Source organism: Treponema sp. R80B11-R83G3 (assembly GCF_054786115.1).
In genome coordinates this window covers 1-419 of the sequence record NZ_BDHF01000523.1, presented here as the reverse complement: position 1 = coordinate 419, position 419 = coordinate 1, and the positions used below count along the sequence as shown (strand labels likewise).

The 419-nt window shown below is 55.8% G+C and carries 1 pseudogene; it reads left to right on the top strand.

Features of this window, described 5'->3' with window-relative positions:
- Positions 1–69: 69 nt before the first annotated feature.
- Positions 70–419 (top strand): annotated as a pseudogene (locus ACYVRH_RS14770) (M20 family metallo-hydrolase); the annotation flags it as partial.

Genomic DNA, 419 nt, shown 5'->3' with positions numbered 1-419 from the left:
ATTCCGATATGGAAACTTTGATACGGACGAGTTGGGAAGTTTATAAAAATGAGGAATGAGGAATTAGGAGTGAGGGATAAAGAAAAGGTTTTTGAATGGATCGATGGCGCGGTTTCTCTGGCGGTGGAGCTTCAGAGCGAATTGACCAAGCGGCCCGCCGTTTCTCCGGATTCAGGCGGTGAAGGCGAACTGGATAAATGCGTGTTTCTGGAAGGCTGGCTTAAAGCGCAGGGTATCACCCGGCTGGAACGCTTTGACGCCCCGGACGAACGCGCCAAAGGCGGGGCGCGCCCCAATCTCGTTGCCACCATACCCGGCAGCGGCAATGAAGCGGACGGGCGGCTGTGGATCATCAGCCATCTTGATGTCGTGCCCCCGGGCGAAGCCTCGCACTGGAAAAGCGATCCCTGGACAATGAC